Origin of the sequence: Streptomyces sp. NPDC006512 (assembly GCF_040611935.1) — a bacterium.
In the GTDB taxonomy this organism is placed as follows: Bacteria; Actinomycetota; Actinomycetes; order Streptomycetales; family Streptomycetaceae; genus Streptomyces.
In genome coordinates, this window is sequence record NZ_JBEXPG010000012.1 from 43,960 (window position 1) to 59,862 (window position 15,903).

14 protein-coding genes and 2 tRNA genes are annotated in these 15,903 nt (G+C 71.4%); 8 read left to right on the forward strand and 8 right to left on the reverse strand.

What is annotated here, in order from left to right; genetic code table 11:
• Positions 1 to 70: 70 nt before the first annotated feature.
• Positions 71 to 886 carry an SOS response-associated peptidase gene (locus ABZZ17_RS11340; protein ID WP_356874486.1) on the reverse strand — a complete coding sequence of 272 codons (816 nt, stop codon included), beginning with the start codon at positions 884 to 886 and terminating at the stop codon, positions 71 to 73.
• Positions 887 to 939: 53 nt separating this feature from the next.
• Between ABZZ17_RS11340 and ABZZ17_RS11345 the strand changes: the two genes are divergently transcribed.
• The 4 genes from ABZZ17_RS11345 to ABZZ17_RS11360 all read left to right on the forward strand — a co-directional run bounded on the left by ABZZ17_RS11345 (position 940) and on the right by ABZZ17_RS11360 (position 4,496).
• Entirely contained in the window at positions 940 to 1,653 is a 714-nt protein-coding gene (locus ABZZ17_RS11345) for a M50 family metallopeptidase (protein ID WP_356874488.1), read from the forward strand.
• Positions 1,654 to 1,706: 53 nt separating this feature from the next.
• Positions 1,707 to 3,050 (forward strand): 3-phosphoshikimate 1-carboxyvinyltransferase, encoded by a 1,344-nt coding sequence (gene aroA / locus ABZZ17_RS11350; RefSeq protein ID WP_356874490.1) that lies wholly within the window; start codon positions 1,707 to 1,709, stop codon positions 3,048 to 3,050.
• Positions 3,051 to 3,058: 8 nt separating this feature from the next.
• Positions 3,059 to 4,069, forward strand: a complete 1,011-nt coding sequence (gene rsgA, locus ABZZ17_RS11355) for a ribosome small subunit-dependent GTPase A (RefSeq protein WP_356874492.1) — start codon at positions 3,059 to 3,061, stop codon at positions 4,067 to 4,069.
• A 103-nt stretch (positions 4,070 to 4,172) separates the two neighbouring features.
• Positions 4,173 to 4,496 carry a multidrug efflux SMR transporter gene (locus ABZZ17_RS11360; protein WP_030011402.1) on the forward strand — a complete coding sequence of 108 codons (324 nt, stop codon included), beginning with the start codon at positions 4,173 to 4,175 and terminating at the stop codon, positions 4,494 to 4,496.
• On the opposite strand, the gene ABZZ17_RS11365 is transcribed toward ABZZ17_RS11360, so the two are convergent.
• Positions 4,462 to 5,058, reverse strand: a complete 597-nt coding sequence (locus ABZZ17_RS11365; RefSeq protein ID WP_356874494.1) for a TetR/AcrR family transcriptional regulator — start codon at positions 5,056 to 5,058, stop codon at positions 4,462 to 4,464. The genes ABZZ17_RS11360 and ABZZ17_RS11365 overlap by 35 nt on opposite strands.
• Positions 5,059 to 5,181: 123 nt before the next feature.
• On the opposite strand from ABZZ17_RS11365, the gene hisN reads away from it, so the two are divergent.
• Positions 5,182 to 5,985, forward strand: coding sequence for a histidinol-phosphatase (hisN, locus tag ABZZ17_RS11370; RefSeq protein WP_356874496.1), 804 nt, complete (start codon positions 5,182 to 5,184; stop codon positions 5,983 to 5,985).
• Between the two features lie 167 nt (positions 5,986 to 6,152).
• On the forward strand, positions 6,153 to 6,545 hold the full coding sequence (locus ABZZ17_RS11375; RefSeq protein ID WP_356874498.1) for a CBS domain-containing protein: 393 nt from the start codon (positions 6,153 to 6,155) through the stop codon (positions 6,543 to 6,545).
• 85 nt (positions 6,546 to 6,630) lie between these two features.
• Here ABZZ17_RS11375 and ABZZ17_RS11380 read toward each other — a convergent pair whose 3' ends face one another.
• Complete coding sequence (locus tag ABZZ17_RS11380) at positions 6,631 to 8,100, reverse strand: catalase (protein WP_356874500.1); 1,470 nt, start codon at positions 8,098 to 8,100, stop codon at positions 6,631 to 6,633.
• A gap of 130 nt (positions 8,101 to 8,230) precedes the next feature.
• Between ABZZ17_RS11380 and ABZZ17_RS11385 the strand changes: the two genes are divergently transcribed.
• Positions 8,231 to 8,647, forward strand: a complete 417-nt coding sequence (locus tag ABZZ17_RS11385; protein ID WP_356874502.1) for a Fur family transcriptional regulator — start codon at positions 8,231 to 8,233, stop codon at positions 8,645 to 8,647.
• Between the two features lie 126 nt (positions 8,648 to 8,773).
• Here ABZZ17_RS11385 and ABZZ17_RS11390 read toward each other — a convergent pair.
• The 4 genes from ABZZ17_RS11390 to ABZZ17_RS11405 all read right to left on the reverse strand — a co-directional run bounded on the left by ABZZ17_RS11390 (position 8,774) and on the right by ABZZ17_RS11405 (position 14,033).
• Positions 8,774 to 8,847 (reverse strand) — tRNA-Met (locus ABZZ17_RS11390).
• A gap of 83 nt (positions 8,848 to 8,930) precedes the next feature.
• On the reverse strand, positions 8,931 to 10,787 hold the full coding sequence (locus ABZZ17_RS11395; RefSeq protein WP_356874504.1) for a tetratricopeptide repeat protein: 1,857 nt from the start codon (positions 10,785 to 10,787) through the stop codon (positions 8,931 to 8,933).
• A 237-nt stretch (positions 10,788 to 11,024) separates the two neighbouring features.
• Positions 11,025 to 11,098: transfer RNA gene (locus ABZZ17_RS11400), tRNA-Met, on the reverse strand.
• Between the two features lie 52 nt (positions 11,099 to 11,150).
• Positions 11,151 to 14,033 carry a UPF0182 family protein gene (locus tag ABZZ17_RS11405; protein ID WP_356874663.1) on the reverse strand — a complete coding sequence of 961 codons (2,883 nt, stop codon included), beginning with the start codon at positions 14,031 to 14,033 and terminating at the stop codon, positions 11,151 to 11,153.
• Between the two features lie 157 nt (positions 14,034 to 14,190).
• On the opposite strand from ABZZ17_RS11405, the gene ABZZ17_RS11410 reads away from it, so the two are divergent.
• The gene (locus tag ABZZ17_RS11410) at positions 14,191 to 14,763 is read left to right on the forward strand and encodes a PPA1309 family protein (protein WP_356874506.1); all 573 of its coding nucleotides are present in this window, start codon (positions 14,191 to 14,193) and stop codon (positions 14,761 to 14,763) included.
• Between the two features lie 24 nt (positions 14,764 to 14,787).
• On the opposite strand, the gene ABZZ17_RS11415 is transcribed toward ABZZ17_RS11410, so the two are convergent.
• Complete coding sequence (locus tag ABZZ17_RS11415) at positions 14,788 to 15,876, reverse strand: PDZ domain-containing protein (protein WP_356874508.1); 1,089 nt, start codon at positions 15,874 to 15,876, stop codon at positions 14,788 to 14,790.
• Positions 15,877 to 15,903 lie beyond the last annotated feature (27 nt).

The following is a 15,903-nucleotide window of genomic DNA, read 5'->3' on the forward strand; positions in this document are numbered from 1 at the left end:
ACCGTTCCGGTTCACGGGGGCGTGCCGTGCCGGTTCACGGGCGCGTACCGGTTCACGGGCGCGGGTCGGTTCAGAAGAGCGTGCCCTCTTCCGGCGCGGCGAGCTCGCCCAGCAGCTCCGGCCCGTTGTTGCGCACGTTGCTCACGGCGGTGGACACCGGGTAGGCGCGCATCAGGCCGCCCGGCGGCGGCGCCAGCAGGTCCCGCAGTTCGGTCTCGTCGGTGCGGGCCGGGTCCAGCCAGGCGTCCCAGCGGTCCGGGGTGAGCATGAGCGGCATCCGGGGGTGGATGTCGGACAGGGACTTCGGCCCCTCGGCCGGGCCCGCGCCCAGCGGCGCGGTCTCGGCCTCGGCGGTGATCACCGAGCAGGTCACCCACCAGGCCAGCGGGTGCTCGTCGGGCAGGGTCCGGTCGCGCCAGAACTCGTAGAGGCCGGCCATGGCGAAGACGGAGCCGTCGGTGGGGAGCACGAAGTAGGGCTGCTTGCGGGCCCGCTTCTTCTTCCCCTCCACCTCCAGCTGCCGTTCGTCGTGGGCGGTGACCCACTCGTAGTAGCCGTCGGCGGGGACGATGCAGCGGCGCTGCGCGAAGGGCCGGCGGAAGGACGGCTTCTCGTGCAGGGTCTCGGACCGCGCGTTGATCATCCGGGCGGCGCCCTCGGGGCTCTTCGCCCAGGACGGCACGAGCCCCCACCTCAGCGTCCTCAGCTGGCGAACCGGACGGGGGTCCGGCGCGTCTTTGAGGGGACGGTCGAGGACGACGTGGACCTCCTTGGTCGGAGCCACGTTCCAGTCGGGGGCCAGCGTCTCCCGCGGCTCCCACCTCTCGATGCCGAATATCCCCGCCAGTTCCTCGGGCGTACGACTCGCCGCAAACCTTCCGCACATGGCTGACACACTGCCATGGCACCCGCACACCACCGCAAGGAGTCCGCCAACCCATGGACAGCATCACTGCGGCCGGCCTCTGGGACCGGCTCACCGGGATACAGCCGGAGCCCGACCTGTGGCTGGTGGCCGCCACGGGCCTGGCCGCACTGGCCGTGGTCGCGGCCCGCCCGCTGTGGCGGCCGGCCCGCAACGCGATCACCATCGCGCACGAGGGCGGCCACGGACTGCTCGCCCTGCTGTGCGGGCGCCGCCTCGACGGGATCACGCTGCACTCCGACACCAGCGGGCTCACCGTCAGCCGCGGCAAGCCCTACGGGCTCGGCATGATCCTGACCGCCGCCGCCGGGTACACCGCGCCGTCCCTCCTCGGCCTGGGCGGGGCCGCCCTGCTGTCGGCGCACCGGATCACCCTGCTGCTGTGGGCGGCGAGCGCGCTGCTGGTCCTGATGCTGGTGATGGTCCGCAACGCGTACGGGGTGCTGACGGTGGTGCTGACCGGCGCCGCGTTCGTCCTGGTGTCCTGGCTCGCCCCGGCCGAGGTGCAGGCCCTGTTCGCGTACGCGGTGGTGTGGTTCCTGCTGCTGGGCGGCGTCCGGCCGGTCTTCGAACTCCAGGCGAAGCGGCGGCACGGCGGGGCGCCGGATTCGGACGCGGACCAGCTGGGGCGGCTCACGCACGTGCACCCGGTCGTCTGGCTCCTGTTCTTCCACGTGGTCGCGCTCTGCGCGCTCTTCGGCGGCGGGCGCTGGCTCCTCGGCGCCTGAGACGGGACCGCGATCAAGATCTGGGTCCGGAGGAAGCCACTAAAGTGGAGGCCATGACCGAGACCCCCGCGCTCCACACCCTCTGGCCCGCTCCCCTCGCGGACGGGGCCGTCCACGCCACCGTCACCGTGCCGGGCTCCAAATCGGTCACCAACCGCGCCCTCGTCCTCGCCGCGCTCGCCGCCGAGCCGGGCTGGGTGCGCCGTCCGCTGCGCTCGCGCGACTCCCAGCTGATGTCGGACGCGCTGCGCGCGCTGGGCGTCGGCATCGAGGAGACCGTCGCCTCCAGCTCGGCCGACGGGGACAGCGGCGAGGCCTGGCGGATCATCCCGGCCGGCCTGCACGGCCCGGCCACCGTCGACGTCGGCAACGCGGGCACGGTCATGCGCTTCCTGCCGCCCGTCGCCACCCTGGCCACCGGTGACATCCGCTTCGACGGCGACCCGCGCTCCTACGAGCGCCCCCTCGGCGAGGTCATCAACGCCCTGCGCGCCCTCGGCGCCCGCATCGACGACGACGGCCGGGGCGCGCTGCCCCTGACCGTCCAGGGCGGCGGGGCGCTGGAGGGCGGCACGGTCGAGATCGACGCGTCCAACTCCTCCCAGTTCGTCTCCGCGCTGCTGCTGTCCGCCCCGCGCTTCAACCAGGGCGTCGAGGTCCGGCACACCGGTGCGACCCTGCCGTCGATGCCGCACATCCGGATGACGGTCGAGATGCTGCGCGCCGCCGGCGCCCAGGTCGACACCCCCGAGTCCGGGGGCGAGAAGAACGTGTGGCGGGTCGCGCCCTGCGCACTGCTCGGCCGCGACATGGTCGTGGAGCCCGACCTGTCCAACGCCCAGCCGTTCATGGCCGCGGCCCTGATCACCGGCGGCACGGTCACCATCCCCGACTGGCCGCGCCGCACCACCCAGCCCGGTGACGCGCTGCGCCGGATCTTCACGGAGATGGGCGGTTCCTGCGAGCTGACCGACGAGGGCCTGGTCTTCACGGGCACCGGGAAGATCCACGGCATCGACGTGGACCTGTCCGAGGTCGGCGAGCTGACCCCCGGCATCGCGGCGGTCGCGGCGCTGGCCGACTCCGAGTCGGTCCTGCGCGGCGTCTCGCACCTGCGCCTGCACGAGACGGACCGGCTGGCGGCCCTGACGGCCGAGATCAACGGTCTCGGCGGCGACGTCACCGAGACCGCCGACGGCCTGCACATCCGTCCGCGTCCGCTGCGCGGCGGCGTCTTCCACACCTACGACGACCACCGGATGGCGACCGCCGGCGCGGTGATCGGCCTGGCCGTGGAGGGTGTGGAGATCGAGAACGTGGCGACGACCGCGAAGACCCTGCCGGACTTCCCGAAGATGTGGACGGACATGCTCGCCGGAACGGGTGCGGGAGCGTAGGGCCCGTCATGCGCAGGTACGGCAAGCACACCGACGAGGACGACATCCGCCAGCGCCCGAACCCCAAGGGCAACCGGCCGCGGACGAACATCAGGCCCAAGCACGAGGACGCCTCGGAGGGCTTCGTCCTCACCGTCGACCGGGGCAGGCTGACCTGCCTGGTCGAGGACCGCACGGTGCACGCGATGAAGTCGCGCGAACTGGGCCGCAAGGCCGCGGTGGTGGGGGACCGGGTCTGGATCGTCGGCGACCTGTCCGGCAAGAAGGACACCCTCGCCCGGATCGTGCGGATCGAGGAGCGCAGGTCCGTCCTGCGGCGCACCGCGGACGACGACGACCCGTACGAGCGGGTGGTCGTGGCCAATGCCGACCAGCTGGCCATCGTCACGGCGCTGGCCGATCCGGAGCCCCGGCCCCGGATGATCGACCGCTGCCTGGTGGCCGCGTACGACGCCGGGCTGGAGCCGCTGCTCGTCCTCACCAAGTCCGACCTGACGTCCGCCGACAAGATCCTGGAGATCTACTCCACCTTCGGCCTGAACTACGTCGTCACCAACCGCGAGGAGCTGGCGACGGGCGACGCGGCCGAGCGGGTGCGCGAGCGCCTGAACGGCCGGATCACCGCCTTCGTCGGCCATTCGGGCGTCGGCAAGACCACCCTGGTGAACTCGCTGGTCGCCGAGGGCCGCCAGCGCGCCACCGGCCGCGTCAACGCGGTCACGGGCCGCGGCCGGCACACCACGACCTCCGCGCTGGCCCTGCCGCTGCCCTCCGGGGACGGCTGGGTCATCGACACCCCGGGCGTGCGTTCCTTCGGCCTGCACCACGTGGATCCGTCCCGGGTGATCCTGGCCTTCCCGGACCTGGTGCCTGGGACGGAGGAGTGCCCGCGGGCGTGCAGCCACGACGAGCCGGACTGCGCGCTCGACGCGTGGGTGGAGGGCGGCCACGCCGACCCGGCCCGCCTGTACTCGCTGCGGCGGCTGCTGCAGACGCGCGAGCGGCGCGAGGGCGACTGACCCCGTCCGGCGGGGCCGGCACTGGTTTACCAGCAGTCACATCGGGATAAATGCTCATCGCACCAAGTGACAGGACGTCACGTGACGCGGGGAGGCACAAGCCATGGCGTGGCTGCTGGTCGTGGTCGCCGGACTCCTGGAGACCGGTTTCGCGGTCTGCCTCAAGCTGTCCCACGGGTTCACCCGGCTGTGGCCGACGGTCGCCTTCGCCTGCTTCGCGCTCGGCAGCTTCGGCCTGCTGACGCTCGCGCTCAAGAAGCTGGACGTCGGCCCGGCGTACGCGGTGTGGACCGGCATCGGTGCGGCCGGGACCGCGATCTACGGCATGGTCTTCCTCGGGGACCTGGTCTCCACTCTGAAACTCGTCTCGATCTCGCTGGTCATCCTGGGGGTCATCGGGCTCCAGCTGTCCGGTTCGGCCCACTGAGCGGCGTACCGGGCGCGGCCCCCTGGAGCGGCAGCAGCCGCCCCGGGCCGGCGTCGTCCTCCCCCGGGGCGAGGACGTAGGAGAGGGCGAGCCGTACGACGAGCTCGCACCGCTGCGCCGGTTCCGGCGCGAGCGCGGCCGCCGCCCGGTCCCGGACGGTACGGACCAGCTCGGCGGGCCCGAGCGCCGGCTGCCCCGGCCGTAACCCCATCGTGGGCGGCGACGGCAGGGCCCCGTCCCAGCATCCCGTCAGCAGGGCCCGTACGAGGGGCTGCGCCCTGGCCTCCCGTACGGTCCACTCCGCGACCGCCGCGAGCCGTTCCGCGGCCGGGGCCGGGGACCCCTCGGGGGCGAGCGCCCGGTCCACGCCGTCGAGGTACCGGTCGGCGGCGCGGCGCACCAGGGCGCGGCCGAGGCCGGCCTTGCCGCCGAACTCGTTGTAGAGGGTCTGCCGGGACACCCCGGCGACGGCCGCGACCTCGGTCATCCGCACGGCCGGCCAGGGGTGCGCGGACAGGGCGGCTTCGGCCGCTCGCAGCAGGGACTCCCGGGCTGCCGGCATCGTCGCTCCCCCCATGGCCTCTCCCGCCAGAGTTGACGGGGCGCCAGGTCCTGTCAAGGGCGCCTCCCGGCCGCACTGTGGGACCCGTTCGCCGGTCCGCGGGAGTGTCGATACTGTTCGGGCATGCCCGAGTATGACGATGACCTGCGCCTCGCCCTCGAACTCGCCGACGCGGCCGACGCGGCCACGATGGAGCGGTTCCGCGCCCTCGACCTGGCGGTCGAGACGAAGCCCGACATGACCCCGGTGAGCGAGGCGGACACCGCCGCCGAGGAGATCGTCCGGGCCGGGATCCTGGCCGCGCGGCCCTCCGACGCGATCCTGGGCGAGGAGTACGGCCTCAAGGGCGAGGGCCCGCGCCGCTGGGTCGTCGACCCGATCGACGGTACGAAGAACTACGTGCGCGGGGTTCCCGTGTGGGCGACGCTGATCTCCCTCACGACCGAGGGCGCCGACGGGGTGTTCCGGCCGGTCGTCGGGGTGGTCTCCGCCCCGGCACTGGGCCGCCGCTGGTGGGCGGCGAAGGGTTCGGGTGCCTTCGCGGGCGGCGCGCTCGGCGAGACCACCCCCCTCGGGGTGTCGAAGGTCTCCACCCTCGGCGACGCCTCCTTCGCTTACTCCTCGCTGAGCGGCTGGGAGGAGCAGGGCCGGCTGCCCGGCTTCCTGGACCTGACCCGCGCGTGCTGGCGCACCCGGGGCTACGGCGACTTCTGGCCGTACATGATGGTCGCGGAGGGCTCGCTGGACCTGTGCGCCGAGCCGGAGCTGAACCTGTGGGACATGGCCGCCCTCGCGGTCGTCGTCGAGGAGGCGGGCGGGCGTTTCACCAGCCTGGACGGTGCGGAGGGGGTGCACGGCGGGAACGCCGCGGCCTCCAACGGCCTGCTCCACGAGGAGATGCTGGGCCTGCTCCGGCCGCGCGCCTGACCTTCCGCGCGCGGGTGAGTGCGCCGAGCGCGCCCCCTTGTTGGGCCCCCGCCCCCGTGGGAATCTGAGAATCCCCCCGCTTGTGCGCTTGTGAAGCATTTCTCTAGGAGTGCCTCACCGGAGCACCCACCCAAGCGCGGGGACTCACCCAGGAGGTGGCTCTCTTCATGCTCGTCCGCGACGCCATGAGCACCGTGATCCTCACCCTCGGACCCGCGCACACCCTCCGTCAGGCGGCCTGCCTGATGTCCGGCCGGCGCGTCGGCGCGGCCGTCGTCCTCGATCCCGACCACAGCGGCATCGGCATCCTGACCGAGCGCGACATCCTCAACTCCCTCGGCGCCGGTCACGATCCCGACCGGGAGTCCGTGGGCCCGCACACCACCAACAACGTGGTCTTCTGCACCCCGGACGCCACCCTGCGGGAAGCGGCCGAGGCCATGGTCCGCGGCGGCTTCCGCCATCTGATCGTGCTGGAGGACGGCGGCCCGGTGGGCATCGTGTCCGTACGCGACGTCGTCCGCTGCTGGGCGCCGGCCCGGCGGACGGTGCCCGCCTGACCGGCGCCCGTACGCGAAACGGCCGTCGGGCCGGAACCCCGACTGGGGGTTCCGGCCCGACGGCCTGCTACGACAAGCAGGTCAGTCAGCCGCGAAGGGCCTGGACCGCGGCTTCCAGCCGCTTGCCGAAGTCACCGTCCGCCTGGCGGAAGTTGTCGATCGCCCGCTCGGCGATGTCGTCGCGCGAGACCTTGGCGATGAAGCCGGAGAGGTTCTCGATCAGACGGGTCTTCTCGTCCTCGGAGTACAGGCGGTAGAGGTTGCCCGCCTGGACGAAGTCGTTGTCCTCGGCGTGCGAGGGGGTGGCGTGGTTGCCCGTGCCGCCGGTGACGGCGGAGGACTGCCACAGCGGGCGGTCCGTCTGGAAGGGGCCGCCGAAGCTGTTGGGCTCGTAGTTCTTCGCGCCCTTGTGACGGCCGTCGTACAGGAAGCCGTCGCGGGAGTTGGTGCGCGCCTCGGTGGCGTGCGGACGGTTCACCGGCAGGTGGTCGGCGTTGATGCCGACCCGGTAGCGGTGGGCGTCGCCGTACGCGAAGAGACGGCCCTGGAGCATCTTGTCCGGGGAGGGACCGATGCCGGGGACGAAGTGCGCCGGGCTGAAGATGGACTGCTCGACCTCGGCGAAGACGTTCTCCGGGTTGCGGTTGAGCTCCAGCTTGCCGATCTCGATCGGCGGGTAGTCCTCGTGCGGCCACACCTTGGTGAGGTCGAACGGGTTGAAGCGGTACTCCGCCGCCTCGGCCGCCGGCATGATCTGGACCTGGACGGTCCAGGACGGGAAGTCGCCGCGCTCGATGGACTCGCGCAGGTCGCGCTGGTGGGAGTCCGGGTCCTCACCGGCGAGGGCGTTGGCCTCGGCCTGGGTGAGGTTCTTGATCCCCTGGTCGGTCTTGAAGTGGTACTTGACCCAGAAGACCTCGCCGGCCTCGTTGTTCCACTGGAACGTGTGCGAGCCGTAGCCGTTCATGTGGCGGTAGGACGCCGGTATGCCCCGGTCGCCGAACAGCCAGGTCACCTGGTGCGTGGACTCGGGCGACAGACCCCAGAAGTCCCAGACGTTGTCGGGCTCCTGCGAACCCGTGTAGGGGTCGCGCTTCTGGGTGTGGATGAAGTCGGGGAACTTGATCGCGTCCCGGATGAAGAAGACCGGGGTGTTGTTGCCGACGAGGTCGTAGTTGCCCTCTTCGGTGTAGAACTTCAGCGCCCAGCCGCGCGGGTCACGGCGGGCGTCGGCGCCGCCGAGGCTGTCGGCGACGGTGGAGAAGCGCAGGAAGGTCTCGGTCTCCTTGCCGACCTCGGAGAGGAACTTGGCCCGGGTCCACTGGGAGACGTCACGCGTGAGGGTGAAGGTGCCGTAGGCGCCGGCGCCGCGGGCGTGCACCACGCGCTCCGGGATGCGCTCGCGGTTGAAGTGGGCGAGCTTCTCCAGCAGCAGCTGGTCCTGGACGAGGACCGGCCCGCCGATACCGGCGGCCTCACTGTTCTGGTTGTCGGCGACCGGAGCCCCGGCCTCCGTGGTGAGCGGTCCCTGCGTCACGTGCGCCTCCTGCGTCATTACTGCTGGTCCTGTCCTTGGTGTTTGCCGTACACGATCCTACGATGGACTTTGTCTAAGTCAAGTAAGCATCCAATTCCACACCGGTTCGGGATCTACACCGAATCGCCTCGCTGTTAGGCTGGCGTCCATGAGTGACCTGCTGGAACGACTCCGCGGACGCGGCTGGCGCATGACGGCCCAGCGCCGTGTCGTCGCCGAGGTGCTCGACGGTGACCACGTTCACCTGACGGCAGACGAGGTGCACGCGCGCGCCGTGACCAAACTGCCCGAGATCTCTCGAGCCACGGTCTACAACACCTTGGGCGAGCTCGTGAGCCTCGGCGAGGTCCTGGAAGTGTCGACGGACCGGCGCGCCAAGAGGTACGACCCGAACGCCCACCGCCCCCACCAGCACCTGGTCTGCGCCCAGTGCGGCGCGATCCGCGACGTCCACCCGGCGGGCGACCCGCTGGCCGACCTGCCGGCCGGCGAGCGCTTCGGCTTCGTGGTCTCGGCGGTCGAGGTGACGTACCGCGGGGTGTGCCCGAACTGCGCGGGCGCGTAGCCGCGCGACCGGGCGGGAACGCGAGGACGGGCCGGGGGCGGAACCCCCGGCCGTCATTTTTTGCCGCTTGGCATCCGGAAACGACTCGAGGCCCGGATCCATGGGATCCGGGCCTCGGGCCTTCAGTAGCGGGGACAGGATTTGAACCTGCGACCTCTGGGTTATGAGCCCAGCGAGCTACCGAGCTGCTCCACCCCGCGTCGGTAAACCCCACTGTACGGGGAGGCCGACGGCAGATGCAAATCCGTTAACGGGCTCCCCGGGAGCCCGGACCGGGCCCGGGTCAGGCGGAGAGTTCCTCGGCCAGCGCGTCGCGCAGCCGGGCCGCCCGCTCCGAGACCTCCGCCGGGCCCAGCTCCATGGCCCGGACGCACCACTTCTGCCCCTCGGCGAGGTCCCCGTGGCGGGCGGCGAGCAGCCCCAGCCGCAGCGCGGCCCGGCCGTGGCCGGCCACCGCGGCGCGGGTCCACCACAGGGCGGCCTCCGGCTCGTTGCCCTCGCGCGCCAGCAGCAGCCCGAGGTTGAAGGCGCCGTTGCGGGAGCCGGCCTCGGCCGCCTCCCGGTACCACCGGGCAGCCACCGCCAGGTCGCCCCGGGCGGCGGCCAGCATTCCGACGCGCACCTGTGCCCGGCGGTGGCCCTGCTCGGCGGCCCGCTCGTACCACTCCTCGCTCTCGGTGCGCGCGGCTCCGCCCGCCGGCTCGCCGAGGGCCACCGGCTCCGGCGGCGGGGCCAGCGACTCCAGCAGCGAGGCCAGCCGGAAGGCCGCCTCGGCACTGCCGCCGCCCGCCGCGCAGCGCAGGTGCCGCTCGGCGGCCCGCTCGGCGCCGTCCCGCACCAGGGCGATCCCGACCTGGAGCGCCGCGTCGGTGTGCCCGGCCGCGGCGGCCCGCTCGTACCACTTCAGCGCGGTGCGGTCCTCGTCCCGGCTCGCGAAGAGGATCCCGAGGTTGAAGGCCGCGTCCACGCTGCCGGCCTCGGCCGCCTTCGAGAACCAGGGCTCGGCCCCGGCCGCGTCCCCGCCCTGGAGCAGCAGGATCGCGAGCGCGTTGGCCGCCTCCCGGTGCCCGGCGTAGGCGGCCCGGCGGTACCACTGCTCGGCCTGCGCGGTCCGCTCCTGCGCGGCGCACAGCAGGGCGAGGTTGTACGCCCCGTTCTGGTCGCCGGCGTCCATGGCGGCCCGGTACCAGCGCTCCGCGGTCTGGGTCTCCCCCCGCGCGGCGTGCAGCGCGCCCAGCGCGTTCGCGGCGTTGCCGTCGCCGTCCTGTGCGGCCCGGAGCCACCAGGTCGCCGCGTTCTCCTCGTCCCCGGCGTCGCGCAGCAGGAAGCCGAGGGCGCAGGCCGCCCGGGCCTCGCCCTGCTTCGCCGAGCTCAGGTACCAGCGGCCGGCCTCCTTCAGCTCGCCCCGCGCCTCCAGCAGGGCGCCCAGGTGCAGGCCGGCCCGCCGGTGGCCGCGCGCGGCGGCCTGGCGGTACCACTGCTCGGCCTCCTTGGGGTCGCCCTTGCGCAGGTGGCGCGCCAGCCGGTACGCCGCTTCGCGGTGCCCCTGCTCGGCGGCGGCCCGGAACCAGCGCTCCACTCCCTTGTCCCCGCGGTGTTCGAGGAGGTCGGCCAGCCCGTACGCGCCCAGGGCGTGGCCGGACTCCGCCGCCTGGCGCATCCAGTACTCGGCGGCGGGCTCGTCCCCGCGCTCGCGGTAGTGGCGGCCCAGGGCGTGCGCGGCGGGGGCGGATCCGGCGACGGCGGCGACGCGCCACCAGCCGGCGGCCTCGTCGGGGTGGCCGCGCTGGTGCAGGAGGACTCCGAGGTTGTTCGCGGCGGCGCGGTCCCCTTCCCCGGTGGCGCCGCGCAGGTAGGGTTCCGCCCCGGCCAGGTCGCCGCGGCGCAGCAGGAGGGCCCCGAGCACGCTCATGGCTCCGGGGTCGCCCTTGTCGGCCGCCACCCGGTGGCGTGCCTCGAGCTCGGCGTCGGTGGCCCCTTCGGCCTCTCCGAACGCTTCTTCCGCGAACGCCGCATCGGTCAGTGCGTTGTGCGCGTTAACGACCTGAGCCGCCCCACCGGCTTCCGTGACCGACTCGGTCTCCGCCCTCACAAACCGCCCTGTCTCCAGCAGAGTTGACCTGTCCCCCATAAATCCCATCGTCGCATCACCTGCTACCCGCGTACACCTGGTATGTCGCAGCCAGTGAGGTCACTACAGCGTTTTGTCGACATGCCCACAGAGAGACAAGTCAAACACGCTCCTACCCCAACTCACCCGCCCCAGTGACCCCGTGTCCCCCGTGTCCCCCCTCACGGCCCCCCGCACGCCACTCCGGACTCCGCTCCGGACACGACGAAGGCCCGGATCCCATTGGATCCGGGCCTTCGTCTTCAGTAGCGGGGACAGGATTTGAACCTGCGACCTCTGGGTTATGAGCCCAGCGAGCTACCGAGCTGCTCCACCCCGCGTCGGTGAAACCACAGTATCACGACGCGGGACGGGGCCATTACCGCGTTCGGGTCAGCCGCCCGGCTTGGGCGCCGTCAGCTTCGCCTCCGCGTCGATCGCCCGCTTCAGCGCCGCCTCCAGGTCGTCCTGGGCCTTGCCGTAGGCGGACCAGTCGCCGGCCTTCATGGCCTTGTCGGCCTCCTCGACGGCCTTCTGCGCGTCGGAGAGGGCCGCTTTGACCGTCGGGTCCGTGACGGCCGGCGGCTGCGCCGTGCCGTCGCCGGGCTGGGTCGGGTTCGTCGGCGTCGTCGGCGGGGTCGGGGCGGCCGCCCCGAAGACCACGTTGAGCGCCTTCTCCAGGGTGTCCTCGAAGGCCGTCTGACCGCCGTAGGTCACCAGCACCTTGCGCAGCAGCGGGTACTTGAGCCCGGAGCTGCGGACGTAGACGGGCTCCACGTAGAGCATGCCGCCGTCGAGGGGCACCGCGAGCAGGTTGCCGTACTCGATCTCCGAGTCACCACCGCGCAGGAGGCGGATCGACTCGGCGATCTTCGGTTCGGACTGGAACTTGCTCTGCACCTGTCCGGGGCCGTCCGGCGGCTTGCTCGTCGGCATCTTCAGGATTCTGATCTTGCCGTAGTCCGGGGTTCCCGGATCGGCGTTGACCGCCATGAAGGCACTCAGGTTGGGCCGCTCGTTCGGCGTGAACGTCGTGGTGAGCGAGAAGACCTGGTCCTTCTCCTGCTGACCCGGCATCTTCATCGACAGGTAGTACGGCGGAACCGCCGTGCCGGCCTTGGTGGTCGGGTCGTCCGGGACGGCCCAGGCCTCGCTGCCGCTGAGGAAGGTCTGCGGGTCCGTGACGTGGTACCGCGTGAGGAGCTCGCGCTGGACCTTGAAGAGGTCCTGCGGGTAGCGCAGGTGGTCCATGAGCGGCTTGGAGATCTCGCTCTTGGTCTTGACCGTCCCCGGGAAGGCCTTCATCCAGGTCTTGAGGACCGGGTCCTCGGTGTCCCACTGGTACAGGCTGACCGTGCCGTCGTACGCGTCGACGGTGGCCTTCACCGAGTTGCGGATGTAGTTGACCTGGTTCTCCTGGGCCACCACCGCGCGCTGGCTGTTGGTGAGCGAGTCCGCGGTGCTCTGGCCCAGCGTGGTCCGCGAGGCGTACGGGTAGCCGTTGGTGGTCGTGTACGCGTCGACGATCCAGACGACCCGCTTGCCGATGACGGCCGGGTACGGGGCGCCGTCGATGGTCAGCCAGGGGGCGACCGCCTCGACGCGCTCCTTGGGCGTGCGGTTGTACAGGATCCGCGAACCGTCACCGATGGCCCCGGAGTAGAGGATCTGCGGCTCGTTGAAGGCCAGGGCGTACGCGGCGCGGTTGACCGGGTTGTCGAGGTTGACGCCGGAGCCGCCCTTGTAGCTCGTCTCCTTCTCGCCGTTGTCGTCCGAGTAGTCGAGCTCCTTCTGCGGTCCGCCGACGATCGAGTACTGCTTCGTCTGCTCGCCGTAGTAGATGCGCTGCTCGAAGTCCGTGCCGAACATGCCCTTGGAGGGCAGGTCGGCCTGGGTGAAGTCGGGGGCGCCGTCCTTGACCGTGGTGCCCTTGGCCGCGACCACGCCGTAGCCGTGCGTGTACTTGAAGTGGTCGTTGATCCAGTTGTTCTTCGGGATGCCGCCGATGTTCAGCTCGCGGAGCCCGATGACCGTGTCCTGGCCGCTGTACCGGTCCACGGCGAGCGTGGACGGGAAGCCGTAGTAGCCCTTGACCTGCTGGAGCTGCTGGAAGGCCGGGGAGACGATGTTCGGGTCGAGGAGGCGGACGCTGGCCGTGGTGTCGGCCACCGACCGCAGCTTGGTCCGGTCGTCCGTCTGCGGGACGCCCGGGTAGTCCTTGACCTCGGACCCGGCGATCCCGTAGGCGTCGCGCGTGGCCTTGATGTTCTTCTCGACGTACGGCGATTCCTTGGCCTGCTCGTTCGGCTGGACCTGGAACTTCTGCACGATCGCCGGGTACAGCCCGCCGATCAGGATCGCCGAGAGGACCATCAGGCCGAAGCCGATGACCGGCAGCTGCCAGGTCCGGCGCCACAGGGTGGCGAAGAAGAGCACCGCGCAGATCGCCGCGATGGCGACGAGGATGGTCTTCGCCGGCAGGTAGGCGTTCGCGTCGACGTAGCGCAGGCCCGTCCAGTTGTCGGCGGCCTTGAAGTCGCTGGACTTCACCGCGAGGCCGTACCGGTCGAGCCAGTACGCGATCGCCTTGAAGGTGACGAAGAGGCCGAGCAGCACCGACAGGTGCCCGGTGGCCGCGGCGGTGGCCCGGGCGCCCGGGCTGGTCACGCGCAGGCCGCCGTACAGGTAGTGCACGACGACGGCGGCGATCACCGACAGCACGACCGCGGCGAAGCCGAAGCCGAGCAGGAAGCGGTACCAGGGCAGGTCGAAGGTGTAGAAGGACACGTCCAGGTTGAACTGGGGGTCCTTACGGCCGAAGGGCACGCCGTTGACGTACATCAGCCAGGTCTTCCACTGGCCGGCCGCCGAGGCGCCCGCGATCAGCCCGACGATCGCGGCGATGCCCAGGAGCAGCCACTTCTTGTACGGGGCGATGCTCATCCGGTAGCGGTCGAGGCTCTGCTGTTCCAGCGACATCGCGCTGAGCGGCGGCCGCAGCCGGTGCGCCAGCCAGATGTTCAGCCCGACGGCACCCGCCATCAGCAGGCCGAAGACGGCGAAGAGGCCGATCTTGGTCCACAGGGTGGTCGTGAAGACCGTGGAGTACTTGACGGAGCGGAACCAGAGCCAGTCCGTCCAGAAACCGGCGAACATGATGAACGCCATGGCCAGGACGGCCAGGACGCCCAGGGTCGTCAGAAGAGTCCGGGCGCGCCTGGAGGGGCGGCCGACTCTCATCCGTGGCCCGGAGGGGCCTCCGCCGCGGTCCGGCATCTGGAAAGCCAAGGTGCGCACCTCGAAAGTCGCTGAGTCTGGGTACTGATTCCGGGTACTGAGAAGAATCCGGAGCTGGGCCCCCGATGGTAGGGCCCACTCATGCAACTTACTGAGGCTTTAGTCAGTTCCCGGTATCGGGGAGAAAGGAGGCAGGATGTTGTCCATGTCCAACCTTTCGCCTTCCCCCGGCACCCCGATGGCCGCCAGCCCGCTGACCCGTGCCGTCCTGGAGATCGACGAGTACGCCGCCACCCTCGGCTGGGACAAGCCGGCCCGGCTGTTCGCCCTGGTCGACACGGCCCGGCTGCGCAAGCAGGAGCCGGGGCTCGCGCGCCAGCTCGGCCTCGACCAGGACGACACCGGCAAGAGCCAGCTCACGCCCATCGAGCAGGATTCGGTGCCGGCCGGGACCCCGCTGGACAAGTTCCTGGGGACCATCGCCTGGCCGGCCGCGATCGTCGGGTGCGCGCTGACGGTGGAGCGGCTGATGCTGCCGCCGTCCGCCGAGGCCTCCGTACCGGAGGGGCTCGGCGACAAGCAGCTGGCCAAGTGGGTCGCCGGGCATCCCGACCGGCAGGAGGTCCGGCTGACCGTGGGCGTCCTGCGCGACGGTTCGCGGGAGTCGGCCGTGCGGCTGCGGGAGAAGGACTCCTCCAGCGAGGTGCTGACCGGCGCGAGCCTGGTGCCGGGCCTGGCCGAGGCGCTGGCCGCGACCTTCCTCGACTAGGCCGGCTCTTCCGGATCCTGCCGGTCAGCGGGTGGTGCACCGCGGGAGGCCCGCGGTGTCGCCCTTGGAGATCTTCTCCAGTGCCTTCGTGGCGTCGTCGATGGTGGAGACCTTGACCAGGGTCAGCCCGTCGGGCACGTGCGAGGCGGCGGAGGCGCAGTTCTCGGCCGGGGTCAGGAAGTACTCGGCCCCGGCCTGACGGGCTCCGATGGTCTTCATCTGGATGCCGCCGATCGGTCCGACCCTGCCGGTGTCGTCGATGGTGCCGGTGCCCGCGATGAACTTTCCGCCGGTCAGGTCCTCCGCGGTCAGCTTGTCGACGATGCCGAGGGCGAACATCAGGCCCGCGCTGGGGCCGCCGACGTCGGCGAGCTTGATGTCGATCGGGAACGGGAAGGTGTGGTCGGTCCCGGCCCGGATGCCGACGATGGCGTGCCCGTCGCCCTCCGCCTTGCCCGCGGTGATGGTGACCTTGGCCGTGGTGGTGGGCTCGCGGCCCGCGCGCTCCGCCTCGGCCGCCTCCGCGGCGGGCACGATGGTGAACTCGACCGGCTCGCCGGGCTTGTGCTTCGTCACGAGCTTGGCCACGTCGGCGGGGTCGGTGACCGCGGCGCCGTCGACGGACCTGATCACGTCTCCCGCGTGCAGCCTGCCCTCCGAGGGGCTGGCCTTGACGACGGAGGAGACGATCACGCGGGCGGTGACCGGGATGCCCAGCTGCTTGAGCGCGGCGACCTTGGCGCTCTCCTGCGACTGGCTGAACTCCTCGGCGTTCTCCTGCGTGGATTCCTTGTCCGTCTTGCCGTTCGGGTAGAGGTTCTCGTGCGGGACGACGATGTTGTCGCCCGCCATCCAGCCGTACACCGCTTCCAGCAGGTTCATGTCGTAGTCGGCGCCGGTGACGCGGACGGTGGTCATGTTGAGGTGGCCACTGGTCGGGTACGTCTTGTGCCCCGAGATGCTCAGGACCGGCTCGCCGCGCGAGTCGCCGAGCGTGTTCACCGTCGGGCCCGGGCTCATCTCGGAGTACGGGACCTTGATGAACACCCCGACGCAGAGCAGCGCGAACAGCATGAGGGTGGAGGCGAGCATCGTCGCGGTGCGGCGTGGCATGAATCGACAGTACGGGACGGCCTCGGC